This window comes from Nocardia aurea (genome assembly GCF_003123685.1).
Taxonomy (GTDB): Bacteria; Actinomycetota; Actinomycetes; order Mycobacteriales; family Mycobacteriaceae; genus Nocardia; species Nocardia aurea.
This window is the reverse complement of sequence record NZ_QCYJ01000115.1, coordinates 136,357-153,456: the sequence shown is the minus strand read 5'-3', so window position 1 is coordinate 153,456 and position 17,100 is coordinate 136,357. Positions and strand designations below refer to the sequence as shown.

The following is a 17,100-nucleotide window of genomic DNA, read 5'->3' as shown; positions in this document are numbered from 1 at the left end:
TCAACGGTAGGAAGCCGACGCCGCCGCCACGACAGGCTACGGTGACAGATTGTGTCGCAGAACGGCCACATCCCGATGCTGTCACCCCCGCGGGGACCCACCGCGATGATCTTCGGCGCGGGCACGCTGCCCGCCGGGCACTGGTTCGACACCCACCGTCATCCGCAACACCAGATCGCCTGGGCCGCACGGGGAGTCATCGCCGTGGAGACCGCGCACGGTCACTGGGTGCTTCCGCCGACCAGGGCACTGTGGATTCCGGGCGGCCTCGCGCACCGCACGGGCACCGCCGACGGCGCCGATATGCGCGGCATCTTCCTCGATCCCGAACGCACCCCGATCGCGTTCTCCGCGCCGACGATGCTGCGGGTCACCCGCTTGCTCCACGAACTCTTCGACCATCTGACCAACGGCATGCCCCCGACACCGACGTCGACGCCAACCGGACCGGGCGTCGACCAGTACTCGGATCCGGTACACGATGCCGCCGCGCGGCCGTCGTACGCGTCGACGCGACAGGGCGAGGGCGATCCGGCTACGGCACGGGCGGAGGCGGTCGTCTTCGATCTGCTGGAACCGGTCGAGGTGATCCCGATCGGCGCGCATCCCCCGTCCGACCCCCGCGCCCGGCAGGTCGCCGCGGCGCTGCTGCGCGATCCGGCCGACCCGCGCACCCTCGCCGAATTCGCCGCCGCCACCGCGACCAGCACCCGCACGCTGGCCCGCCTGTTCCGGGCGGAGACGGGAATCGGATTCGGCGACTGGCGCACCCAGATCCGCCTCGCGGCGTCACTGCCCCATCTGGCCGAGGGAATGCCGATCGCCCGGATCGCCGCCCGCGTCGGTTACGCGACGCCGAGCGCCTACGTCGCGGCGTTCCGGCGCACCGTCGGCGTCTCACCCGGCCGATACTTCACTGGCTGACGGCCACGCCCCGCATCCCCCGCGGGCACCGACCGACGACCGGGCGCTCACGCGTTGGTGCCGCCGTCGACGGTGAGGAACGCGCCGGTGACACTTCGACCGGATTCACCGGCCAGGAAGGCGACGGCCGCCGCGATATCGTCGGCCCGGCCGAAGCGACCGAGGGCGGTCAACCGCTCCTGATCGCGGGCGTGGTCGCCATCGGCGGGATTCATATCGGTGTCGGTGGAGCCGGGCTGCACGAGATTGACCGTGATGTCGCGCGGACCCAGTTCGCGCGCGAGGGCTTTGGTGAAACCGTTGAGCGCTGATTTGCTCAGGTTGTAGAGGGTGAGCCCGCCGAAGGGCGCGTGCTCGGACAGGTTCGTACCGATATTGACGATGCGGCCCCCGCCGGTCATATGGGCTACCGCGCGCTGGGCCGCGACGAACGCCGCACGCGCGTGCACGTGCAGGGCGTAGTCGATCTCGTCGACGGTGAACTCTCCGAAGGGTTTCGCCGGGAAGATGCCCGCGTTGTTGACCAGGATGTCGAGGCCGCCCAATTCCTCGGCGGTCCTGTCCACCGCGCCGGTGACAGCGCTCGCGTCGGCGCTGTCGGCGCGCAGCGCGACGGCACGACGGCCGCGCGCCTCGATCTCGGCGATCACCCCGGCCGCGCGCGTCTCGGCCTCGCGGTAGGTCACCGCGACATCGGCTCCCGCGCTCGCCAACCGCGTCGCGATGGCCGCGCCGATCCCCCGACTGCCGCCGGTCACCAGCGCCACCTTGCCTTCGAGCTCCGCCATCGTCACTCCCTCAATTCTGTGTCGATCAGTACATAAATACCTAAGCCGAAGGGCGGACAGCCGTCAAGCGTTATATTTAACGATCGACACAGAAAGGGAGTGCGATGGCGGTACGCGGGCGCCCACGGGCCTTCGATCGGTCCGTGGCACTGCGTCGTGCCATGGAGGTGTTCTGGGAACACGGCTACGAGGGCACGTCCATGAGCGACCTGACGGCCGCCATGGGGATCAACTCACCGAGCCTGTACGCCGCGTTCGGCGACAAGGAGGCACTGTTCCGCGCGGCCGTCGAACTGTACGGACAGACCGAGGGCGGGCACACCGAACGCGCCCTGCGCGAGGAGCCGACCGCGCGCGCGGGCATCGAGGCGATGCTGCGCGACAACGCGCTGGCCTACACCGAGGAGAACACACCGCACGGATGCATGGTGGTCCTGGCCGGATCCACCTACACGACGCGCAGCACCACCGTTCGCGATTTCCTCGTCGAATGCCGACACGAGACCACCGGCGACATCCGCCGTCGACTCGACCGCGGCGTCGTCGAGGGCGACCTGCCCCCGGATACCGACACCGCCGCGCTCGCGTTCTTCTACGCGACCGTGCTGTACGGACTGTCGATCCAGGCCCGCGACGGCGCGACACTCACGGAGCTGACCGCGTCCATCGATACCGCGATGCGGGCGTGGCCCTCGAACTGAGGCGGCGGCGCTATCTGCGGCGCAGCGCGGCGATCCGTTCGCCGAGCTGATCGGCGCTGGCCAACGCGGTGGGCGGGCCGCCGCATTCGCGGCGCAATTCACCGTGGATGACACCGTGCGGTTTGCCGGTGCGGTGATGGTGCATGGCGACGAGACTGTTCAATTCCCGGCGCAATTCGCCGAGTTTGCCCGCGGTCGCGACCCGTTCCGACGCGGTGGCGACCTGACCGGCCGGTTCCGGCACCCGCGCTTCGCTGCGCTCGGCGACCTGTTTGGTCTGGCGTTCGCGCAGCAGCGCGCGCATCTGGTCGGCGTCGAGCAGGCCGGGGATGCCGAGGTAGTCGGCTTCCTCGTCACTGCCGGAGAACGTCGCGGTGCCGAAGGACGATCCGTCGTAGATGACCTGGTCCAGTTCGGCGTCGGCGGCGAGTGCGACGAAGGATTTCTCCTCCTCGCCCGGCTCGTCCTTCTGCTTGTTCGCGTCGGTCAGCAGTTCGTCGTCGAGTCCGTCCTTCTCCCGGTGCGGTTTGCCGATGATGTGGTCGCGCTGCAATTCCAGCTGCGCGGCCAGATCGAGCAGCACCGGCACCGAGGGCAGGAAGACGCTCGCGGTCTCGCCCGGCCTGCGGGCACGCACGAAACGTCCGATGGCCTGGGCGAAATACAGCGGGGTCGAGGCGCTGGTCGCGTAGACGCCGACGGCCAGTCGCGGCACGTCGACCCCCTCGGACACCATGCGCACCGCGACCATCCACGGCTGGGCGCTCTTGCCGAATTCGGCGATCCGGTTCGAGGAGTCCGGATCGTCGGAGAGCACGAGCGCGGGTCGCTCCCCCGAGATGTGTTCCAGCAGTTCGGCGTAGTCGCGGGCGCGTTCCTGATCGGTGGCGATGACCAGACCGCCCGCGTCCGGCATCCCGGAGGCGCGTAACTGCCTGAGTCTGGTGTCCGCGGCGCGCAGCACCGCGGAGATCCAGTCGCCCGCCGGATCCAGCGCGGTCCGCCAGGCGCGGGCGGTCTGCTCGGCGTTGAGCGGTTCACCCAGACGCGCGGTGTGCTCCTCGCCCGCGCTGTCGCGCCAATGCGCCTCACCGGAGTAGGCGAGGAAGACGACGGGCCGCACGACGCCGTCGGCGAGGGCTTCGGCGTAACCGTAGGTGTGATCGGCGCGCGACTGCGGCAGACCGCCCTCGCCCGGCTCGTAGGTGACGAAGGGGATCTGGCTGTCGTCGCTGCGGAAGGGCGTTCCGGTCAGCGCGAGCCGCCGCGTGGCGTCGCCGAACGCCTCGGCCGTCGCGTCACCCCAGGTCTTCGCGTCGCCCGCGTGATGGATCTCGTCGAGGACGACCAGCGTCCTGCGGTTCTCGGTGCGGACCCGGTGCCGGGTGGGGTGCGAGGCGATCTGGGCATAGGTGACCACGACACCGTGATAGTCACCGGAGGTGCCGCCGGTGGCGTTGGAGAACCGGGAGTCGAGCGCGATCCCGCTGCGCGCCGCGGCCTCGGCCCACTGGTGTTTGAGGTGTTCGGTCGGGGCGACCACGGTGATCTGGTCGACGGTGCGGTCTGCGAGCAGCTCGGCGGCCACGCGCAACGCGAAGGTCGTCTTACCGGCCCCAGGGGTCGCCACCGCGAGGAAATCGCGGGGTTTGGTCGCGAGGTATTTCGTCAGCGCGCGCCGCTGCCAGGCGCGCAGCGCGCCGCCTCCGGCCACCGACGATCCCGAATGACCCGGTGTCGCCCCATCTCCTGCCGCAGCGGCACCCGACCCAGTCACGCAGACGACCCTACTTGCCGCCGTCGGTGTGTCGCCAAACCGACGCGTCCGGCGCGATCGGCGTCACAGTCGCACGGGAGGCAACACCCTGTTCACGTGCCGCGCACCGACACGACAACCCGACAATCCGGTGCCGTGAGCACACTTGCGAGATGCTGTAGTCACGATGAACGAGGAAAGCCCCCTATCCGACGCCACACCACGCGACGGCTCCGAGCCGATCCACGGTGGTGGCGGTGGCGTGCCGCCACGACGGTCGGACGCGGTGCGGCGCTGGGGGCGACGGGCGCGAAGGCAGGTCTGGCGGCTGACGGCGCGGGTCGCGGTCAAGGCGTGGGACGACTCGATCTTCGCCAAATCGGCGGCGGCGGCGTTCTGGCAGACGCTGTCGCTGGCGCCGCTGCTGCTCGGCGTGCTCGGCAGCCTCGGTTATGTCGGGGGCTGGTTCGGGCCGGATACCGTGGAGATCGTCCAGTCCAAGATCATCACCTTCAGCCGGGACCTGTTCAGCCCCTCGGTGGTCTCCGATCTCATCGAACCCACCGTCGGCGATGTGCTCGGCCGGGGACGCGGCGCCGTCGTCTCCGTCGGTTTCGTGCTCTCGCTGTGGGCCGGATCCTCGGCCATGGCGACCTTCGTCGACGCCATCGTGGAAGCACACGATCAACAGGACGCGCGACATCCGGTCTGGCAGCGCATCTTCGCGCTGCTGCTGTACGTGTTGTTCCTGGTCGCGGCGGTTTTCATCCTGCCGCTCGTCGCGCTGGGCCCAGCCATCATCGGTTGGATCCTGCCCAATTCCTGGCGCGAACCGGGACTGCGACTGGTCGACAACTTCTACTACCCGGGCGTCGGCCTGCTGCTCATCATCGGACTCACCACGCTGTACAAACTCGCGCTGCACCGCACGCTGCCGTGGCATCGACTCTTCGGCGGGGCGCTGGTGGCGGGGGTGTTCTTCATGGCGGCCAGCGAGGGATTGCGCCGCTACCTGTCGTGGGTCACCGCGACCGGCGTCAGCTACGGGGCGCTGGCGACACCGATCGCGTTCCTGCTGTTCACGTACTTCCTGGCCTTCGCGGTCATCCTCGGGGCGGAATTCAACGCCGCCGTCCAGGAGTTCTGGCCCGCGCGCGCCACGCGCCTGGAACAGATGAAGGAATGGCTGTCCAACCAGGTACGCGGCGACGGGGACGACGACGGGGACGACGACGGATCGGAGGATCCGGCGATACCGAGCACCCGCACCACACGGGAGAACGGAACCGCACCGCGCGAGCCGTCGAGGTTCGACAAGAACTTCGACGAGAACACGGACACGGAACCGCCCGCGACCTCGTCGCCGCTGCGCAGCTCGACATAGGTCGCGGGTCGGCGGGCGGTCAGTCGCCCTTCTTCAGCCCGTCGTAGACCTTCTTGCATTCCGGGCACACCGGCGAACCGGGCTTGGCCGAACGCGTCACCGGGAACACCTCGCCGCACAGGGCCACGACATGGGTTCCCATGACGGCGCTCTCGGCGATCTTGTTCTTCTTCACGTAGTGGAAGAATTTCGGGGTGTCGTCGCCCGTCGACTCGTCGGTCGTCGTTTCGGGGCGAACCAGAGTTTCGGTACTCACGACTCCCATGATGCCGCATCCGGCGCGCCGACGCGCACCCGCACCGTCGCCCGCGCGGCCTCGACCGCCCGCTGACCAGGGCACGTGCGGCGGACACGCCACCGTGGAAGACTCGACGGTATGCAGCAGCCCGGCGACACCTCCGACGCCGACGACACCGGCAGTGGTGATCGTCGCGGTGGTGATCGTCGCGGTGGTGACCGCCCCGAGGTCGACCGGCCCGATAGCCCCACCCGTTCGCGTGGCTACTTCCCCGGCAACGACGACGACCATCCCGTTCTCATCACCGAGGCCGCGCCGTCGCTGGAGGATCAGCACCGCGCGCGGGTGCGCCGCTACACCATCATCATGGCGTTCCGTATTCCGTGCCTGGTGCTGGCCGCGGTCGCCTACAGCATGTGGAGCAACGCGCTGATCTCGCTGCTGATCATCGGCGTCTCGATTCCGCTGCCGTGGATCGCGGTTCTCATCGCCAACGATCGCCCGCCGCGGCGCAAGGACGAACCCAGTCGCTGGGACGGGCGTCGCGAGCAGATCGCCCTCGAAGCCCGCAGGCACAAGACGATCGACGGCTGAGCCGGTTCACGCGGTGGAGGCCGCGCGCGACCTGCGGACCAGGATCGACATCAGCGCGGCCACACCGCACAGACCGCCCGCCAGGTACCAGGCCAGGTCGTAACTGCCCTGCACATCGCGAATCACCCCCGCCCCGGTGGCCGCGACCGCCGAACCGATCTGGTGCGAGGCGAAAACCCAGCCGAAGGCGACCGGACCGTCGTCGCCGAACAGTTCCCGGCAGAGCACGACCGTCGGCGGCACGGTCGCGATCCAGTCCAGGCCGTAGAAGATGATGAACACCCACATGCTCGGCTCGGTTCCCGGCGCGAACAGCGACGGCAGGATCAACAGCGACAGGCCGCGCAGCGTGTAGTAGGCCAGCAGCAGATAGCGCGGATCGACCCGATCGGTCAGCCAGCCGGAGAAGATGGTGCCGGCGACGTCGAAGACGCCGACGACCGCGAGCAGTCCCGCCGCGGTGGTCGACGGCATGCCGTGATCGTGGGCGGCACTCACGAAATGGGTGCCGACCAGGCCGTTGGTCGACGCGCCGCAGACCGCGAAACCTCCGGCGAGCAGCCAGAATCCGGGAGTGCGCGCCACCCGCACCAGGACCGTCACGGCGCGTCCAGCACCGCCGAGCGGGGCGGTCCGCACCCCGACCGAACTCCCGGGTCGCGCGCCGTAGGCGAGAACACCGACATCGCTGGGGTAGTCGCGGATGAACAGCAGCACCAGCGGCACCACGGCGAGTGCCGCACCGGCCACGATGAGCGAGGGCAGCCGCCAGCCGTGATCGTGCGCGAGTGCCGAGACCAGGGGCAGGAAGATCAGCTGCCCGGTCGCACCGGCGGCGGTCAGCACGCCGGTGACGAGCCCGCGCTGACGCACGAACCAGCGTCCGGTGATGGTCGCGACGAACGGCATCGACATCGACCCGACGCCGACACCCACCAGCAGTCCCCAGGTGAGCACCAACTGCCACGCCTGGGTCATGAAGACGGTGAGCCCGCTGCCGGTCGCGACGAGCAGCAGCGCGCAGGCCACGACCCGGCGGATGCCGAACCGATCCATCAACGCCGCGGCGAACGGCGAGATCAGGCCGTACAGCAGCAGGTTGAGTGAGACAGCCGCGCCGATGGTGCCGTGCGACCAGCCGAATTCCTCGTGCAGCGGATCCATCAGGACGCCGGGCACGGAACGGAAAGCGGCGGCGCCGAGGAGCGCGACGAAGCCGACGGCGGCCACCGACCAGGCGGGATGCCAGCGGCCGCCCGCGGGGTGAGTCACCGTGTCGGACACCGTCTCCGGCGTCTCGGGCGGGGTGTGCAGTTCGGTCACCCGCTGAGCCTGCCCGATCCCGGGCGCGCGGACGAGTGGCCTGAATGCCACAATACGTCAAGATCTAGCCATACCTCGCCGACGATCCCGGAGGACGCGATGACAGCGACGACGGACGAACCCGCGGCGCACCGCGTCGCGGTCCTCGCGCTCGAGCCGGTGGTCGGCTTCGACATGACCATTCCGTCGATGGTGCTCGGCGCGGCGCTGACCGAGGACGGCACACCGCGCTACCGGGTGGATGTCTGCGGACTCGATCCCACCGGGATCCGCTCCACCGCCGGGTACACGATCGTGACCGACCACGGGCCGGAACTGCTGGCGACCGCCGATACGGTGATCGTGCCCGGCACCAGGGCGCCGGGTCCGCGGGTCGAGGGCATCGTCTCGCCGGAACTGGCCGCCGCCCTGGCGACCATCCGGCCCGACGCCAGGATCATGTCCATCTGCACCGGCGCGTTCGTCCTCGGCGCGGCCGGACTGCTCGACGGCAGGCGCGCGACGACGCACTGGGCCTTCGCCGACACCTTCCGCGCGATGTTCCCCGCGGTCCACCTCGACGAGAACCTGCTGTTCGTCGAAGACGGGAACATCTGCACGGCGGCGGGTCTCGCGGCCGGAATAGACGTCTGCCTGCACATCATCAGGGCCGACCACGGTAGCGAGATCGCCAACAGGGCCGCGCGGTACTGCGTGGTGCCGCCGTGGCGCGAGGGCGGTCAGTCGCAGTTCATCGAACGCCAGGTCCCCGACCCCGGTTCCGACGGCACGGCGCCCACCCGCGCGTGGGCGCTGCGCCATCTCGAACGGGAACTCGACCTGAACACCATGGCCGCGCACGCGCGGATGAGCGTGCGCACCTTCACCCGCCGGTTCAAGGCCGAGACGGGACTGGCTCCCGGCGCGTGGTTGCTGCGGCAACGGCTGCGGCACGCGAAGCGTCTGCTCGAGACGACGGATCTGTCGGTGGACGCGGTGGCGCACGCCTCGGGCATCGGGACAGCGGCGTCGTTGCGCCACCACATGCGCGGCGAACTCGGCGTCCCACCTCTGGCCTACCGCAAGACGTTCCGGGCGGGTTGACGAGAACCGGTATTCGCTCGACAGGCCGGGACCACGACACCTACTGTGTCCGAGGATCGTGGCGGGTTCGACAGCATTCGGGAGACATGATGATTCGGTGGGTCTGGGCGTTCCTCGACCGTCCCGCACAACGTTTCGACGAGTGCGCGAAATTCTGGTCGACCGTCACCGGGACCGAAACCTCCGAGCGGCGCGGCGCCGACAACGAATTCCTCACGCTGCTACCCGATCCAGCGCTCTTCGCCGCCGCCTCGGTCAAGATGCAGTCGGTGACCGGCCTCGGGGGTGTGCATCTGGACTTCGATGTCGACGATATCGCCGCCACGGTTCGCGTCGCCCTCGATCTCGGCGCCGACCTCGTCGCCAACCACCCCGATTACGCGGTGCTGCGCTCGCCGTCGGGCCAGATCTTCTGTCTCACACCGAGTGGTCGCGCCGTCGGCGAGCCCGCGCCCGCCTATCGCGCCCCGGACGGCGCCCTGAGCCGCGTCGACCAGGTCTGCCTGGATATCGGCCCCCGCGACTACGACCGCGAGACACTGTTCTGGCAATCGCTGACCACCTGGGAGTACCGGACCGGCAGGCTGCCGGAGTTCGCCCGTCTGCGCGCGAAAGAGAAACTGCCCGTGCAGATCCTGCTGCAACGACTGGGTGAGGATCGCCCCACCACCGCCCATATCGATCTGTCGTGCTCCGATATCGAGGCCACCGCGACCTGGCACGAATCCCTCGGCGCGACGATCGTGGAGCGTCACTCGCACTGGATCGTGCTCGCCGATCCCGCCGACGCGCTGTACTGCGCGACCGCCCGCGACCCGAACGGCGTCTGAGCCCCGCCCGTCCACACCGGCCCGCTGCCGCGTCGCTGTGACACGGCGGACAGGTGCGCGTCCGGGATCGGTCGCGATGGCAGAGTACCGGTGTGTCTTCGCACCGAACCACCACCGGATCCCTGCTCACCGCCCTGTGCCCGGATCTGCGCAGCGCGCTCACTCGCGTCGGCTACGACGCCGACACCCTGCTCGAGGTACTCGGGCCGGACGTGCACGCGGCGCTCGGGCGACAGGAACCGGTTCCGGTGCGGCGGGCCGCCCGCGCCGCTGGTGAACTCGGCACGCTGATCAGGCTGCTGCTGCTCGGCGACGATCTCGGTGAACGCGAGGTCGCGGCCGCGCTCGCGCCGCTCGATCTCGACCGCGCGGTCGCGGCCGGACTGCTGGCGCGCGACGGCGACAGGGTGCGCGCCGCACTGGACCTGCGCCCGTTGGATATCGGCGCGGGCAATCGGTGGATCCTGTCCGATCTCGATGATTCGATGCGAAGGCGGACCCTGACCGAGGATCACGTGCTCGGTGTCGGGCACGCCTCGCTCTCGCTGCTGCGCGCCACCCCGACCCGGCCCGTCGGCTCGGTACTGGACCTCGGCACCGGCTGCGGCGTGCAGGCGGTCCATGCCGCGTCCTACGCGCGTTCGGTCACCGCGACCGATGTGAATCCGAGGGCGCTGTGGCTGGCCGAGGCGACCGCCGCGCTCAACGACCTCGATATCGATCTGCTGGAGGGCTCGTGGTTCGAGCCGGTCGAGGGTCGGCGTTTCGATCAGGTGGTGGCCAATCCGCCGTTCGTGGTCGGACCCGCGCGGATCGAGCACACCTATCGCGATTCCGGGCTCGCCATGGACGGCGCGAGCGAACTGGTGATCTCGCGGGCCGCGGATCTGCTCGCCCCCGGCGGCACGGCCGCGATGCTGGCCGCGTGGGTGCACACCGACGACCGGGACTGGCGGCAGCGGGTGTCGGCGTGGTTGCCCGACCACGGCGTCGACGCCTGGATCGTGCAGCGCGACGTCGCCGATCCGGGGCTCTACGTCGGCACCTGGCTGCGCGACGCCGGACTCGATCCGCGCGATCCGGCGGCCCAGGCGCGCGCCGACCGGTGGCTCGACGCGTTCGCGACAGCGGGGGTCGAGGGCATCGGCTTCGGATTCGTGTATCTGCGCGCGATCGACGGGCCCACCGAACTGCTCGCCGAGGACCTCACGCACGGCTTCGACGACCCGCTCGGCCCGGAGGCCTGCGCGTATTTCGAACGCTCGGCGTGGCTGCGTTCGGTCGCCGCGGACAATGATCTGGCTTGGTCAGCGCGTTTCACGGTCGATTCGGCCACCGCGCTGGAACGGGTCTACCTCCCCGGCGACCAGGGGTGGAGCCAGCAGGTGGCACGGCTGCACCGCGGGGACGGCCCGCGCTGGCAGCACGAGGTGGACGAGTCGACCATCTCACTGGTCGCGGGAATGCGACCGGACGGTCTGCCGTTGGACGAGTTGATCGAATTACTGGCACTCGCCCACGGATCCGACGGGGTGAGCGCCGAGTTCGCCGCCGATGCGCTGTCGGTGGTCGCGGGACTGGTCCGGCACGGTCTGATCCGCCCGGTGTAACCGCGAGCACGGACGAAGCCGGGAACACGGGGTGTTCCGAGCGGTGGTGTTCTCAGGAACTTCTCAGACGATGACCGTGAAACCCGCAGTTCAGAGCGGTTTATCACAGGCTGGAGCGGGAACTTTCTCTACGTCGGGTCCGTTATTCGGAGTGAGACACCACCGACAGGAGGCAAGTCATGACAAGCCCCGCCACCACTCGTGTGCGACCCAGCGATTCGGACCTCGACGCCCAGAGCCCCGCCGCCGACCTTGTCCGCGTATACCTCAATGGTATAGGTCGCACAGCGCTGCTCACGGCCGCCGACGAGGTCGAGCTGGCCAAGCGCATCGAGGCGGGCCTCTACGCGCAGAACCTGCTGGAAACCGGCAAACGGCTGTCAGCCACCCGCAAGCGCGATCTGGCCGTCGTCGTCCGTGAGGGCCAGGCCGCCCGCTCGCATCTGCTCGAAGCCAACCTGCGCCTCGTCGTCTCCCTCGCCAAGCGGTACACCGGTCGCGGTATGCCGCTGCTCGACCTCATCCAGGAGGGCAACCTCGGACTGATCCGCGCGATGGAGAAGTTCGACTACGCCAAGGGCTTCAAGTTCTCGACCTACGCCACCTGGTGGATCCGTCAGGCCATCACCCGCGGCATGGCCGATCAGAGCCGCACCATCCGGCTTCCCGTCCATCTCGTGGAGCAGGTGAACAAACTCGCCAGAATCAAGCGCGAGTTGCACCAGCAGCTCGGTCGCGAGGCCACCGACGAGGAATTGGCCAACGAATCCGGTATTCCGGTCGAGAAGATCTCCGATCTGCTCGACCACAGCCGCGACCCGGTCAGCCTGGACATGCCCGTCGGCAACGACGAAGAGGCGCCGCTCGGCGATTTCATCGAGGATTCCGAGGCCACCTCGGCCGAATCCGCGGTCATCGCGGGGCTGCTGCACCACGACGTGCGCAGCGTGCTCGCCACCCTGGACGAGCGCGAACAGCAGGTCATCCGGCTGCGCTTCGGCTTGGACGACGGCCAGCCGCGCACCCTGGACCAGATCGGCAAACTGTTCGGGCTCTCGCGTGAGCGGGTACGCCAGATCGAGCGCGAGGTCATGTCCAAGCTGCGCAAGGGTGAGCGGGCCGACCGCCTGCGGGCCTACGCCAGCTGATTCCGGGGGGGATTCGTCCCCCCTTCGACTCGGTAGTCCGTCAGGGGCACCGTCGAGCGCCGACCGGCCCACGCGCGTCCCGTCCCCTCCGGGCCCGCGCGAACCGGTCGGCGAACTCTGTTCTCCAGCGATGCGCCCCGCTGTCGACGCGGGGTTTCGCCGGGGTGGATCAGCTCTGATCGACCTCGACGTTGTAGTTGACCGTGTCGTCCTCCACGGTCGTGACCGTGACCGTCAGGCCGATCTGCTCGCCGCCCGCGGACAGGGTGCAGCGCATGGTGGTGCCGACGGTGCCCTCCAGATCTCCGGGGCAGTCGATCGAGTCCGGCTCTTGGCCGACCTTCTCGGTCAGAGTCTGCTTGACCGATTTCTCCAGCGCGGTTTCCTCGATCTTCGGGTCGGAACCTACGGAGACCGAACACGCCGCGAGTGCGCAGGCGAGCAGGGGCAACGCGATCAGGCCGAACTTCTTCATGGGGACGCCTTTCTCGGGGGACATCGATGGTCCCCCAAGATCGGAAAAGCGTCATGGGGTGTTAACGAATCGCGCGAAAGCTCGGCGTGTTCACGCGAGTCGGCGTGGCCCGACGTCGAATCGGCTGGGTTCCGGGCCTATACGAACACGGGCGTACAGGATCGCGGCCGAGGTCGGTGACGCCAGAACCGGTTCGCACGACAGTTCACGCAATTCGGGCAGATCGTCGAACAGCGCGGATATGCGCTGGGCGAGTTCGACCAACGCCGCCTTGTCCACCCGGGGGCTTGCGGGAGTGCCCGACAGCAGAGCCGCCGCGCGCGGTGCGTCGATGAGGGCGACCGATTCGTCCTCGGTCAGCGGCAGCGCCCGATAGGCGCGGTCCCCGAGCAGTTCGATGATCAGCCCGGACAGCCCGAATTCGATGACCGAGCCGAAGGACGGATCGTCCTGGACCCGCAGGATGCAACCCACTCCGGTCGGCGCCATCTGCTGGATGTGCAGTACGGGATCGCCGCAGATCTCGACCAGATCGCGGTAGGCCTGGCGCACCGCCTCCGGTCGCCACAGATCCAATCGGACCCCGCTCAGATCGGGGCGACGCCGCCAGACCTCGCCGGTGGCCTTGGCCGCGACCGGATAACCGAGTGCCTCGGCGGCCTCGACCGCCTCCTCCGCGGTGCGCACCTCCCGGAAGGTGACGACGTCGATGCCGTAGCAGTCGAGCAGCCGCACCGTCTCCAGGTCGGTCAGCCAGCGCCCGCCCGCCTCCCTCATCCAATCGTTCACCAGGACGCGGGCGGCTTCGGTGTCCATCCCCGCGGGCCGCACCACCGCGGATACCGGTTTGGTGCGCCATTCGGCGTATCGGCGCACCCTGGCCAGTGCCCGCGCGGCACGTTCGGGATCCGGATACGACGGAATGGAACCACGCACCGCGGTACCGCCGGGGCCGCGCTCGGCCAGCAGATTCGGAATCCCCTGTTCGGCCACGAACGTGGTGAGCACGGGTTTGCCCGCGTCGGGAACGGCGGCGATCGCGGCGCGGATCGCGTCGGCGAAACCCGCCATCGGCAGCGGCACCGGCGGCGCGAAAACCACGATGACGGAATCGGTCTCGTCACTGCGCAGGGCGGCCACCAGAGCGTCGAGGAACGCGCCCGGGGTCGCCTGCGGGCCCAGGTTCACCGGGTCGCCTACCGCGAGTCCCTCGCCGCGCGCCGCGTCGACCGCCAGCCAGCTCAGCGCCGTGCTGTTGCTGATCACCGCGAGTCTGCCGCCGGCGGGAAGTGGCTGGTAGCCCAACAACGCCGCGCAGTCGAAGAGTTCGGAGATCGAATCGACCTGCACGATTCCGGCCTGCGCGAACAGATCTCGCACGATCGAGCGATCCATGTCACCGGTCGGCTGAGCGCGCGCGGCCAGGCGGCCACTGCTCACCGCCACGATCGGTTTGGTGCGGGCCACCCGGCGCGCGATCCGGGAGAACTTTCGTGGATTACCGAAACTCTCCAGGTAGAGCAGGATCACATCGGTATCGGGCGCGGTGTCCCAGTACTGGAGCAGGTCGTTACCGGAGACGTCGGCGCGGTTGCCCGCGGAGACGAAGGTCGACAGCCCCAGATTGCGCGCCGCGGCCTCGCCGAGGATGGCCGCCCCGAGCGGGCCGGACTGGCAGAAGAATCCGATGCGCCCCCGCGCGGGCAGGATCGTGGCCAGCGTCGCGTTCAACGACACCTCGGGATCGGTGTTGGCGATGCCGAGCGCGCTCGGACCCACCACCCGCATACCGTGTCCCCGCGCGGCCGCGACGAGATCACGTTCGGCGGCCGAGCCTTCGGGACCGGTCTCGGCGAAACCGGCTGTCAGCACGACCAGACCTTTCACCCCCTTGGCCATGCAGTCGTCGAGTACCGAACCGATGGCGGCGGCGGGCACGGCGACCAGGGCGAGATCCACCTCGTCGGGGATATCGCGCACCGTCGGATAGGCCCGGACCCCGCGCACCGAACGTCGATTCGGGTTCACCGGGTACACCGGCCCCTGGAAAACACCCGACAGCAGATTGGCCAGCACCACCCCGCCGACCCGGCCCGGCGTCGGGGTGGCCCCGATAACCGCGACCGAGCCCGGCGCGAGCAGATTGCCCACACTGCGCGCCTCGGAGGCCCGCTCGCGCGCATCGCGCACGGAAACAAGAGCTTCGGTGGGGTCGATCGCGAATTCCAGATGCAGCACCGAACCGTCGCGGCTGCGTTCCACCTGGTAGCCGGCCTCCCGGAACACCGTCACCATGGTGGTGTTCTCCGCGAGTACCTCGGCGACGAAGGTCTCGATCTTGTTCTCGGCCGCCGAACCCGCCAGATGCTCGAGCAGAATCGAGCCGAGACCGCGGCCCTGATGTTCGTCGGCGACCACGAACGCGACCTCGGCGGCACGCCGACCGGGCCGATCGAGCAGTTCGTAGCGGCCGACCGCGATGATCTGCTCGCCGAGTTCGACGACGAGACCGACCCGATCGTGATAGTCGACGTGGGTGGTCCGATAGAGATCCTTGACCGAAATGCGTGGATACGGACCGAAGTAGCGCAGGTACCTGGTGCGGTCGGACAGTGCCGCGTGGAATCGCTGGAGCCGCTCCGCGTCCTCGGCGGTGATGGGGCGCAACCGGACCACCCTGCCGTCGGAGGCGAGTACGTCGGCGAACCAGTGCACCGGCGGCGGTGGCGGCACCGCCGGGGTGTCCGGCGAATCCGGAACGGGCAGCGAATCAGTCACGGGGATCCTCCGGGTCCAGGCCGAGCAGTCCGAAGCTCGCTCTGCGCGTGGCGAGAACGGCCGTGTCGACGGCGCGTTGGGCACGGTCGTACCGTGCGTCACCGGTCTCGCCGGTTCCGCCGGGACCGTCCCACCGGCGATAGGCGATATCGCCGCCGTCGCCCATCGTGCGCGGCGGTTCCAGCATCGGCGCCTCGGCGCGAATCATATCGATCCACCCCTGCGGCACCGGGGTCTCGGGGGCGATATCGCGGTCGAGCGCGGCGGCGAGCAGGTGCGTCCAGGCCCGCGGGACCACCCGGTACAGTCCGTATCCGCCACCACCGACCGCGAGCCAGCGCCCCTCGGCGTGGCGATCCGCCAGCTCGCGCATGGCCAGGAATGCCGCGCGCTGACCGTCGACGGTCAGTTCGAGATCGGCGAGCGGATCCTCGCGGTGGGTGTCGACCCCGCACTGGCTCACCACGATCTGCGGCCGGAAGGCCTCGAGCGCGCCGGGAACCACGGCGTGGAATCCACGCAACCACTGCGCATCCCGGGTTCCGGGAAGCACCGCCAGATTGATCGCGGTGCCTTCGGCCGCGCCCACGCCGGTTTCCTCCGGCCAGCCGGTATTCGGCCACAGCGTGGCCGGATGCTGATGGATGGACACGGTGAGCACCCGGGGATCGCCGTAGAACGCCCGCTGCACCCCGTCACCGTGGTGGACATCGACGTCGAGGTAGGCGATGCGGTCGAAACCGTGATCGAGCAGCCAGGAGATCGCCACCGCCGCGTCGTTGTAGACGCAGAACCCGGCCGCCGAATTCGGCATCGCGTGATGCATGCCGCCGCCGATGCTGATCGCGCGCCGGGTGCGGCCCTCGGCGATCTCGCGCGCCGCGGCCAGCGTCCCGCCCACGATCACCGAGGCCGCCGCGTGCATCTGCGGGAAGACCGGATTATCGGCCGACCCGAGCCCGAACGGCGGCGCCTGCGGTTGACCGGGCGGCTGGACGGCATGCCGGACCGCCTCGACGTATTCGGCCGTGTGCACGCGTAACAGATCGCTCACACCTGCGGGTTCGGGGTTCAGCCGCTCGATTCCTTCCAGCAAACCGAGACTTTCGGCGAGCGCCATGGTGAACTTCAACCGCGCCGGTTTCATCGGGTGCTGCGGGGTCCATGCATACTCCAGGAAACGGTCCGTCCAGACGACTTTTCCTCGGCCGGATGTTTCCGGGCGCGGCGTCGGCGCGGCCCGGAGCGGCGTCTCATGTTCGCCGCGAGGTGTAGTGGCCATGATCGCAACGGTACGCGGGAAGCTGGCGGCCCCGTAGAACGTTCCTATGCAGTAGAAATAGAGCTATAACGTACACGCCCGGCCTGCTGTGCCCCGACGGAATTCCCACGGCGGGTGCGTCAGCGCGGACGTCGTCGACGAGCGTGGCGACCGCGCGACGGCTGACGATCGCGCCGAACGGAAGTG

Annotated in this window: 15 protein-coding genes; 8 read left to right on the top strand and 7 right to left on the bottom strand. The window is 69.2% G+C overall.

Annotated features, from left to right (window positions below; translation table 11 throughout):
• Positions 1 to 51 precede the first annotated feature (51 nt).
• On the top strand, positions 52 to 924 hold the full coding sequence (locus tag DAT37_RS26805) for an AraC family transcriptional regulator (RefSeq protein ID WP_232840012.1): 873 nt from the start codon (positions 52 to 54) through the stop codon (positions 922 to 924).
• Between the two features lie 47 nt (positions 925 to 971).
• On the opposite strand, the gene DAT37_RS26800 is transcribed toward DAT37_RS26805, so the two are convergent.
• On the bottom strand, positions 972 to 1,712 hold the full coding sequence (locus DAT37_RS26800) for an SDR family NAD(P)-dependent oxidoreductase (protein ID WP_109527757.1): 741 nt from the start codon (positions 1,710 to 1,712) through the stop codon (positions 972 to 974).
• 143 nt (positions 1,713 to 1,855) lie between these two features.
• Here DAT37_RS26800 and DAT37_RS26795 point away from each other — a divergent pair, with 143 nt between their 5' ends.
• Positions 1,856 to 2,413, top strand: a complete 558-nt coding sequence (locus DAT37_RS26795) for a TetR/AcrR family transcriptional regulator (RefSeq protein WP_232840011.1) — start codon at positions 1,856 to 1,858, stop codon at positions 2,411 to 2,413.
• 10 nt (positions 2,414 to 2,423) lie between these two features.
• Here the strand turns inward: DAT37_RS26795 and DAT37_RS26790 are convergent, their stop codons facing one another.
• Positions 2,424 to 4,127: a DEAD/DEAH box helicase gene (locus DAT37_RS26790; protein WP_109527624.1), complete on the bottom strand. Its 1,704-nt coding sequence runs from the start codon at positions 4,125 to 4,127 to the stop codon at positions 2,424 to 2,426.
• Positions 4,128 to 4,356: 229 nt separating this feature from the next.
• On the opposite strand from DAT37_RS26790, the gene DAT37_RS26785 reads away from it, so the two are divergent.
• The gene (locus tag DAT37_RS26785; RefSeq protein ID WP_109527623.1) at positions 4,357 to 5,553 is read left to right on the top strand and encodes a YihY/virulence factor BrkB family protein; all 1,197 of its coding nucleotides are present in this window, start codon (positions 4,357 to 4,359) and stop codon (positions 5,551 to 5,553) included.
• Between the two features lie 19 nt (positions 5,554 to 5,572).
• On the opposite strand, the gene DAT37_RS26780 is transcribed toward DAT37_RS26785, so the two are convergent.
• The gene (locus DAT37_RS26780; protein ID WP_198654443.1) at positions 5,573 to 5,809 is read right to left on the bottom strand and encodes a DUF3039 domain-containing protein; all 237 of its coding nucleotides are present in this window, start codon (positions 5,807 to 5,809) and stop codon (positions 5,573 to 5,575) included.
• Positions 5,810 to 6,091: 282 nt separating this feature from the next.
• On the opposite strand from DAT37_RS26780, the gene DAT37_RS46490 reads away from it, so the two are divergent.
• Positions 6,092 to 6,385, top strand: a complete 294-nt coding sequence (locus DAT37_RS46490; protein ID WP_408637445.1) for a DUF3099 domain-containing protein — start codon at positions 6,092 to 6,094, stop codon at positions 6,383 to 6,385.
• 6 nt (positions 6,386 to 6,391) lie between these two features.
• On the opposite strand, the gene DAT37_RS26770 is transcribed toward DAT37_RS46490, so the two are convergent.
• Entirely contained in the window at positions 6,392 to 7,669 is a 1,278-nt protein-coding gene (locus tag DAT37_RS26770) for an MFS transporter (protein ID WP_232840035.1), read from the bottom strand.
• A 138-nt stretch (positions 7,670 to 7,807) separates the two neighbouring features.
• On the opposite strand from DAT37_RS26770, the gene DAT37_RS26765 reads away from it, so the two are divergent.
• The 4 genes from DAT37_RS26765 to DAT37_RS26750 all read left to right on the top strand — a co-directional run bounded on the left by DAT37_RS26765 (position 7,808) and on the right by DAT37_RS26750 (position 12,379).
• Entirely contained in the window at positions 7,808 to 8,791 is a 984-nt protein-coding gene (locus DAT37_RS26765; RefSeq protein WP_109527619.1) for a GlxA family transcriptional regulator, read from the top strand.
• Positions 8,792 to 8,877: 86 nt separating this feature from the next.
• Positions 8,878 to 9,621, top strand: a complete 744-nt coding sequence (locus DAT37_RS26760) for a VOC family protein (protein WP_232840010.1) — start codon at positions 8,878 to 8,880, stop codon at positions 9,619 to 9,621.
• Positions 9,622 to 9,713: 92 nt separating this feature from the next.
• Positions 9,714 to 11,231, top strand: coding sequence for a DUF7782 domain-containing protein (locus DAT37_RS26755; RefSeq protein WP_109527618.1), 1,518 nt, complete (start codon positions 9,714 to 9,716; stop codon positions 11,229 to 11,231).
• A gap of 179 nt (positions 11,232 to 11,410) precedes the next feature.
• Entirely contained in the window at positions 11,411 to 12,379 is a 969-nt protein-coding gene (locus tag DAT37_RS26750) for a sigma-70 family RNA polymerase sigma factor (RefSeq protein ID WP_109527617.1), read from the top strand.
• Positions 12,380 to 12,548: 169 nt separating this feature from the next.
• On the opposite strand, the gene DAT37_RS26745 is transcribed toward DAT37_RS26750, so the two are convergent.
• From DAT37_RS26745 to DAT37_RS26735, 3 genes are all read right to left on the bottom strand, one after another.
• Entirely contained in the window at positions 12,549 to 12,854 is a 306-nt protein-coding gene (locus DAT37_RS26745; protein ID WP_157978711.1) for a DUF4333 domain-containing protein, read from the bottom strand.
• Between the two features lie 90 nt (positions 12,855 to 12,944).
• On the bottom strand, positions 12,945 to 15,632 hold the full coding sequence (locus DAT37_RS26740) for a bifunctional acetate--CoA ligase family protein/GNAT family N-acetyltransferase (protein WP_109527615.1): 2,688 nt from the start codon (positions 15,630 to 15,632) through the stop codon (positions 12,945 to 12,947).
• On the bottom strand, positions 15,625 to 16,914 hold the full coding sequence (locus DAT37_RS26735; RefSeq protein ID WP_109527614.1) for an acetoin utilization protein AcuC: 1,290 nt from the start codon (positions 16,912 to 16,914) through the stop codon (positions 15,625 to 15,627). The genes DAT37_RS26740 and DAT37_RS26735 overlap by 8 nt, the downstream gene beginning before the upstream one ends.
• Positions 16,915 to 17,100: the final 186 nt, after the last annotated feature.

What these genes read in the sequence shown, in the direction of transcription:
- DAT37_RS26800 (WP_109527757.1), bottom strand. Translation starts at nt 1,712, where the DNA reads ATGGCGGAGCTCGAAGGCAAGGTGGCGCTGGTGACCGGCGGCAGTCGG.
- DAT37_RS26785 (WP_109527623.1), top strand. Translation starts at nt 4,357, where the DNA reads ATGAACGAGGAAAGCCCCCTATCCGACGCCACACCACGCGACGGCTCC.
- DAT37_RS26765 (WP_109527619.1), top strand. Translation starts at nt 7,808, where the DNA reads ATGACAGCGACGACGGACGAACCCGCGGCGCACCGCGTCGCGGTCCTC.
- DAT37_RS26760 (WP_232840010.1), top strand. Translation starts at nt 8,878, where the DNA reads ATGATGATTCGGTGGGTCTGGGCGTTCCTCGACCGTCCCGCACAACGT.
- DAT37_RS26750 (WP_109527617.1), top strand. Translation starts at nt 11,411, where the DNA reads ATGACAAGCCCCGCCACCACTCGTGTGCGACCCAGCGATTCGGACCTC.
- DAT37_RS26745 (WP_157978711.1), bottom strand. Translation starts at nt 12,854, where the DNA reads ATGAAGAAGTTCGGCCTGATCGCGTTGCCCCTGCTCGCCTGCGCACTC.
- DAT37_RS26735 (WP_109527614.1), bottom strand. Translation starts at nt 16,914, where the DNA reads ATGGCCACTACACCTCGCGGCGAACATGAGACGCCGCTCCGGGCCGCG.